4 protein-coding genes are annotated in these 6,963 nt (G+C 58.0%); all 4 read left to right on the top strand.

What is annotated here, in order from left to right; genetic code table 11:
- The first annotated feature begins 191 nt into the window (after positions 1–191).
- The 4 genes from ACQ4WL_RS27535 to ACQ4WL_RS27520 are packed head-to-tail and all read left to right on the top strand — an operon-like array spanning position 192 to position 6,821.
- Positions 192–1,628: a DUF3375 domain-containing protein gene (locus tag ACQ4WL_RS27535; RefSeq protein ID WP_436512889.1), complete on the top strand. Its 1,437-nt coding sequence runs from the start codon at positions 192–194 to the stop codon at positions 1,626–1,628.
- Entirely contained in the window at positions 1,628–2,224 is a 597-nt protein-coding gene (locus ACQ4WL_RS27530; protein ID WP_436512892.1) for a DUF4194 domain-containing protein, read from the top strand. The genes ACQ4WL_RS27535 and ACQ4WL_RS27530 overlap by 1 nt, the downstream gene beginning before the upstream one ends.
- Before the next feature lie 26 nt (positions 2,225–2,250).
- Positions 2,251–5,619 (top strand): ATP-binding protein, encoded by a 3,369-nt coding sequence (locus ACQ4WL_RS27525; RefSeq protein WP_436512888.1) that lies wholly within the window; start codon positions 2,251–2,253, stop codon positions 5,617–5,619.
- Between the two features lie 5 nt (positions 5,620–5,624).
- Positions 5,625–6,821 (top strand): Wadjet anti-phage system protein JetD domain-containing protein, encoded by a 1,197-nt coding sequence (locus ACQ4WL_RS27520; protein ID WP_436512890.1) that lies wholly within the window; start codon positions 5,625–5,627, stop codon positions 6,819–6,821.
- Positions 6,822–6,963 lie beyond the last annotated feature (142 nt).

The following is a 6,963-nucleotide window of genomic DNA, read 5'->3' as shown; positions in this document are numbered from 1 at the left end:
GAACAGGACCGTGAAACAACTTTGCGCCGATGATAGTGCTGCAACCAGTGTGAAAGTAGGTTATCGTCAGGCTTGTTATTCGAAAAACCCCCATCGGTGATCCGGTGGGGGTTTTTTACGTTTAGAGATTTGTCATGAGTTGTGCCATTGATCGGTGCTACAGTGCGCAATAGCCCCTAAAACGCATACAGATGGACTATCAACAACTTTCTACCCAGCGCCGCAACCATCCGGCCTGGCGTTTGCTCGCCGCCGATCATGCACCGATGATCGCCAGTTTCCTGCACCATCATTTTATTGCGCCCAATATCCGTACCATCGCGCGCCAGCAACTGGCATCGCATCTGGACGATCATCTGTATCATCTGCATGAACTGGCTGGCGAGGTGTTGTTTCCCAAAAGCGCGACAGCGTATCTGGACGACTGGGCTTCCGATGAACGGGGCTGGCTACGCAAATATTATCCAAGCGGGCAGGACGAACCGCACTATGATTTGACGTCGCCGACCGAACAGGCAATCGAATGGCTGCTTGGCCTGGGCCAGCGCCAATTCATCGGTACCGAATCGCGCCTGATGACGGTATTCGATCTGCTGCGGCAGATTATCGATGGCACGGAATTGAATCCCCGTACCCGTATCGCCGAACTGCAGAAACGCAAGGCGGCCATCGATGCGGAAATCGCGCAAATCGCCCAGGGCCGGCTCGACATGATGGAGCCGAGCCAGATACGCGAACGCTTCCTGCAAATGTCGTCGACGGCGCGCGAACTGTTGTCGGACTTTCGCGCCGTCGAGCACAATTTTCGCAGTCTGGATCGCTCGGTGCGGGAACGTATCGCCACCTGGGAGGGCAGCAAAGGTGAATTGCTACAGGAGATTTTCGGCAAGCGTGATGTGATCGCCGATTCCGACGAGGGGAAAAGCTTTCGCGCCTTCTGGGATCTGTTGATGTCGCCATCGCGCCAGGATGAATTGACGGCGCTGCTGAATGCGGTAATGGCACTCGATCCGGTGCGTGAACTGGCGCCCGATGGCCGTTTGCTGCGGATACATTACGACTGGCTGGAGGCGGGCGAAGTGACGCAGCGCACGGTGGCCCGTTTGTCCGAACAGCTGCGGCGCTATCTCGATGACCAGGCATGGCTGGAAAACCGCCGTATCATGCAGTTGATACGCGATATAGAAAAAAAGGCGCTCGATGCGCGCGCAGTCATCGAGCATGCTGCCTTTATCGAAATCGATGTCGCTGGGCCGGATGTGATGGTACCCATGGATCGCACTTTGTTTACACCGCCATTCAAACCGGTGATCTTGCATGGCGTGCTCGATGAAATGGCTGAGGCCATACCATCGGAAGCCCTCTTCGGCCAGGTCTACGTCGACCGCCAGAAACTGGCGTCGAACGTTCAGCGCGCGTTGCAAGAGCGCAAGCAGATTTCACTGGCCTCGCTGATCGCCGAGTATCCGCTCGAGCAGGGCTTGGCGGAACTGGCCACTTATCTGAGCCTGGCGACGCAGGAATTGCCCAGCGTGATCGACGATACGCAAGAAGAAACGATACACTGGACCGATGCTCAAGGTCGTGCGCGCATTGCCACGCTGCCTCTCCTTATTTTCAGCGCATGATGAATTCTTCCAGCGAAACGCATTACAGCCAGATCCTGATCGCCTTGATGCAAGGCGTGTTGTACCAGGAAAACGATGTCGCCTTGTGGCAGCCCCTGCTGCTGCTGCAAGCGCGCGTGCGCGATTATTGCCAGCAAATAGGCCTGGAGCTGATCCTCGATGAAGCCGAAGGCTATGCCTATCTGCGTCAGCGCGCCACGTCGGAAGGGGAAGTTGCGCTGCCGCGCCTGGTGCCGCGCCGCCAGCTCAGTTATCCGGTCAGTTTGATCCTGGTGCTGTTGCGTAAGAAGCTGGCGGAGTTCGACAGCAATGGCGGTGACACACGGTTGATCGTCAGCCGTGAGCAGATCACCGAACAATTGCGCCTTTTCATGCCCGATACCGCCAATGAAGCACGTTTGCTCGACCGCATGGAGACGCACCTGAACAAAGTGGTCGAATTGGGCTTCCTACATCGTTTGCGTGGCCAGGACCATCAATTTGAAGTGCGGCGCATTTTGAAGGCCTTTGTCGATGCGCAATGGCTCAGCGATTTCGAGCAGCGCCTGAACGATTACGCCAGCCATGGCATGAGCCTGTCGGAGGATGCGCAATGACGGCGCGTGACCATGAGGACGGTGTAATGCCCCAGCTTGATTTCGCCAACCCGGCGGCCATGGAGCGCGCCGGCTTTCGCCTGCATCACTTCGAAGTCTTCAATTGGGGCACCTTCCATGCGCGTGTGTGGAAACTGCATCCGGGTGGCGACAATCTGCTGCTGACCGGCGACATCGGGTCTGGCAAGTCGACGCTGGTCGACGCGATCACCACCTTGCTGGTTCCCGCTCAAAAGATTTCTTATAACAAGGCCGCTGGCGCCGACGCGCATGAGCGCAGCCTGCGCACGTATGTGCTGGGCCACTACAAATCGGAACGCGGCGACACTGGCAGCACGGCGCGCGCTGTCGCCTTGCGTGACCAGAATACGTATGCCGTGATCCTCGGCGTGTTTTATAACGAGGGCTACGATCAGACAGTGACCCTGGCGCAGGTTTTCTGGCTCAAGGATGCACGCGGCCAGCCCGAGCGCTTTTATGTCGTGGCGGACAGTGCCTTGTCGATCACCGACCAGTTTGCCGGCTTCGGCACCGATATCAACCAGTTGCGCAAGCGCCTGCGCGCCAGCAAGGGTGTCGTTCTGCACGATACCTTTCCGCCCTATGGCGCCGATTTCCGTCGCCGCTTCGGTATCGGCAATGAGCAGGCGATGGAATTGTTTCACCAGACGGTGTCGATGAAATCGGTCGGCAACCTGACTGACTTCGTGCGTGAGCACATGCTCGAAGCGTTTCCCGTCGAAGAGCGCATCGCCGCCCTGATCGCCCATTTCGATGATCTGCATCGCGCGCACGAAGCGGTACTGAAGGCGAAACAGCAGATCGAGCAATTGTTGCCGCTGACTGCCGACTGCGCACGTCATGCCAGCTTGCAGCAGCAGGATGAGCAATTGCGCGGCTGCCGCGAAGCGCTGCGGCCGTGGTTTGCCGCCTTGAAAAGTGACTTGCTGGAAAGCCGTCTGGAACAACTGGCGCTGGAGCTGGAAAAAACCACTGCCCGCCTGCAACGGCTGCAACAGTTGCGCAGCGAGCAAGGCGTGCGCCGCGATGAAATCCGGGAAGCCATTTCCGCCAACGGCGGCAACCGTCTGGCGCAGATCGACGCCGATATCCTGCGCCAGCAAGCTCTGAAGGATGAGCGTGCGCGGCGCGCTGCGCAATATGATGAATTGGCGCAAGCTCTGGGCTTGCCGGGCGCCGGCGATGACGAAGGGTTTCGCGCCAATCTGCGCGCCATCGACAGTGGCCAGGCGCAATGCATGGTGCAGCATGACGAGTGTCAGAACAGCCTGACCGAGGCGGGTGTGAAAGTACATGAACTCGGTGCCAGCCATGGCGAGCTGACGGCAGAACTTGAATCGTTACGCCAGCGCCGCTCGAATATTCCAGGCCAGATGCTGAAACTGCGCGACTTGCTGTGTGGCGCACTGGATCTCGATGGTGACGAGCTGCCCTTTGTTGGCGAGCTGATCCAGGTACGCGACGATGCCGGCGAGTGGGAGGGCGCGGCCGAACGCCTGCTGCACAATTTCGGTCTGGCGCTGCTGGTGCCGGACGTCCATTATGCGGCGGTGGCGGCATGGGTGGACCGTAGCCATCTGGGCGCCCGCCTGGTCTATTTTCGGGTGCGTGTAGTCAGCGTGCCGGAAGCGCGGCCGCTGCATCCGGATTCGCTGGTGCGCAAGCTGTCCATCAAGCCCGATTCGGCCTTTTATCCCTGGATCACCAGCGAACTGGCACGGCGCTTCGACTATGCCTGCTGTGATTCGCTGCAACAATTTCAACGCGAAAAACTGGCCATCACGCGCAATGGCCAGATCAAGGCGGGTGGCGAGCGTCACGAAAAGGATGACCGCCATCGTCTCGATGACCGTGCGCGCTATGTGCTGGGCTGGACCAACCACTCCAAGATCGCGGCGCTGGAAAAGCAGGCGCGTGACCTGGCGCTGCGCATCACCGCCCATGGCGCACGCATCAGGGCACTCAAGCTTGAACGTCAATCACATCAGGAGCGTCTGGGCCAATGGCAGCAACTGGCGCTGTTCCAGCATTTCGGCGATCTGGACTGGAAGCCGCTGTTGCTGGCGATCGAACAATTACTGCGTGAAAAAGAGGCACTGGAAGCGGCGTCGGATTTGTTGCGTGAACTGCAGAGTCAGCTTGAAGCACTGACGCAAGTGCAAGCCGGCACGGACGAGGACATCAGCCGTCACACCACTGAGCATGCCAGGCTCAGCGAACGTCAGGATCAGGCGCGGCGCCAGTTGGCCGACTGCGCACAGTTGCTGGGCGCCACGCCAGAGCCCGCGCGTGAGCTGTATTTTCCTCTGCTGCTGCAGTTGCAGGCGGAAGCCCTGGGCGAACACAAGCTGACGGTGGAGTCGTGCGATAACCGCGAAAAAGATATGCGCGGTTTCTTGCAAGCGCGTATTGATGCCGACAGCAAGAAAATCGCCGTTTTGCGCGACCGTATCATCAGTACCATGAGCGATTACGTCACGGCCTGGCCGCTCGATACGCGTGAGGTCGATGTGAGCATCAATGCCGCTGGCGAATTCGGCAAGATGCTGACGGTACTGCAGGCCGATGATTTGCCGCGCTTTGCGCAGCGCTTCAAGGAGCTGCTCAATGAAAACACGATCCGCGAAATTGCCGGCTTCCAGTCGCAGCTCAAGCGTGAGCGTGAAACTATCCGCGAACGCATCGATATCATCAACCGCTCGCTGCACGATATCGATTACAACCCCAACCGCTACATCGCGCTGGAAGCCGAGCCCAACCTGGACGCCGACCTGCGCGACTTCCAGGCCGACTTGCGTGCCTGCACCGAAGGCGCGTTGACCGGGTCGAGCGACGAAGAATATTCGGAAGCCAAATTTCTGCAGGTAAAGACCATCATCGAGCGTTTCCGGGGCCGCAGCGGCAGCGCCGAGGTGGACAAGCGCTGGACGCGCAAGGTGACCGATGTGCGCAACTGGTTTGTCTTTTCGGCTTCCGAGCGCTGGCGCGAAGACGACCGCGAGCATGAACATTACACCGATGCCGGCGGCAAGTCTGGCGGACAGAAGGAAAAGCTGGCCTATACTGTACTGGCCGCCAGCCTGGCATACCAGTTCGGCTTGGAGTGGGGGGTGGTGCGCTCCCGTTCCTTCCGTTTTGTCGTGATCGATGAAGCGTTCGGCCGCGGTTCGGACGAATCCGCACGATATGGACTGGAACTGTTCAAACGCATGAATCTGCAATTGCTCATCGTCACGCCGTTACAAAAAATTCATATCATCGAGCCCTATGTTGCCGGGCTGGGTTTTGTGCACAGCGAAGAAGGGCGGCAATCGATGTTGCGTTACCTGAGCATTGAGCAATATCAAGCCGAACGCAAGGCGCATCCCGCGTGAGCGACATGAGCAGCAACTGGACCTCGCCATCGGCCATTCGAGCCCAGCTACTACGTTTGTGGGACAGTGGCCGTCTGTTGGAGGCGCATGTGAATGGCGACTCGATATTTCCATGGACACTCAAATTACGCCAGCCGGGGACGTCCACCCTGGGCGAGCAATTCGATGAAGTAAGGCGCTGGATACGGCAGCTTGACGAGGGCAGCAAGAGCCATAAGGGACACGGCTATGCCATCGCATGGCGTGACATCAATCATCGTCAGCTGGGACGTAACCGTATGCCGGCCAGCGTCGTTGTGGCTGATGAAGCCGACGCATTGCGGCTGATTGGAAAAGTGGCTGAAAAACAGCGCTTCGAGCAACTGTCAGCCCTGACGCTGCAGGCTTTTCCGATTTTGGCCGGCTGGATCGCGCGCCGGCCGATGCTGTTGCTGGAACATGCGCCCGCATGGGAGCGCATCGTCTTGATCTTGCAGTGGTTTGTCGCCCACCCCCGCCCGCAACGCTATTTGCGCGAGCTCGACATTCCTGGGGTGGACAGTAAATTCATCGAAACGCGCAAGGCTTTGTTGGCGGAATTGCTGGACCAGCTCATGCCGCCGGAGGCGATTGATATGCAGGCGATCGGTGCCCGTCAATTTGAAGCGCGTTATGGATTGCTGAGCAAGCCGGCATTGATACGCTTTCGCCTGCTCGATGCGCGCCACCATATCGGTGGGCTGTCTGACTTGAGCGTACCAGTGGCGCAGTTTGCTGCCTTGCGGACCACGGTAAAACGCGTTTTTATTACCGAGAATGAAATCAATGGGCTGGCATTTCCGGAGGTGGCGGACAGCATGGTGATCTTCGGTGGCGGTTATGGCGTCGACCGCTTGGGAGATGTGCATTGGCTAGCTGACAGTGAGGTGATTTACTGGGGCGATATCGATACCCATGGTTTTGCCATTCTTGATCGCTTGCGCGAGTACTTGCCCCACGCACGTTCCATGTTGATGGATATCACAACTCTTGAAGCGCATCGCCTCTTATGGGGCAGTGAAGAACAGCATAAACGTCACGCTGGCAATCTGACTCGCTTGACGGATGAGGAGCAAGCTTTGTTTCACATGTTACGTGACAATACCTTGGGAGAGTGCGTCCGCATGGAGCAGGAAAGGCTGGGTTTTCACTGGGTCAGGTCGGCCATTTTAAATATTGCCTGAAAGCCTTGCTACTATCGTGGCGCTTGGCTATAATTCGCCCCCTCGCTGAACGATGCATGCAAATGCTGAGTGAAGTGGGTAAAAAAGAAGGTTGACGAAATAGCCGAAACGCTTCATACTCTTCCTTCTTCGCAGCTGACAA

This window comes from Janthinobacterium kochi, from assembly GCF_051380715.1.
Classification (GTDB): domain Bacteria; phylum Pseudomonadota; class Gammaproteobacteria; order Burkholderiales; family Burkholderiaceae_D; genus Janthinobacterium.
Note: the sequence above shows the minus strand (reverse complement) of the source record. Positions and strands in the feature narration are given on the sequence as shown.

Excerpts from the sequence above, each read along its gene's own strand:
- ACQ4WL_RS27520 (WP_436512890.1), top strand. The coding sequence starts at position 5,625 with ATGAGCAGCAACTGGACCTCGCCATCGGCCATTCGAGCCCAGCTACTA.
- ACQ4WL_RS27525 (WP_436512888.1), top strand. The coding sequence starts at position 2,251 with ATGCCCCAGCTTGATTTCGCCAACCCGGCGGCCATGGAGCGCGCCGGC.
- ACQ4WL_RS27535 (WP_436512889.1), top strand. The coding sequence starts at position 192 with ATGGACTATCAACAACTTTCTACCCAGCGCCGCAACCATCCGGCCTGG.
- ACQ4WL_RS27530 (WP_436512892.1), top strand. The coding sequence starts at position 1,628 with ATGAATTCTTCCAGCGAAACGCATTACAGCCAGATCCTGATCGCCTTG.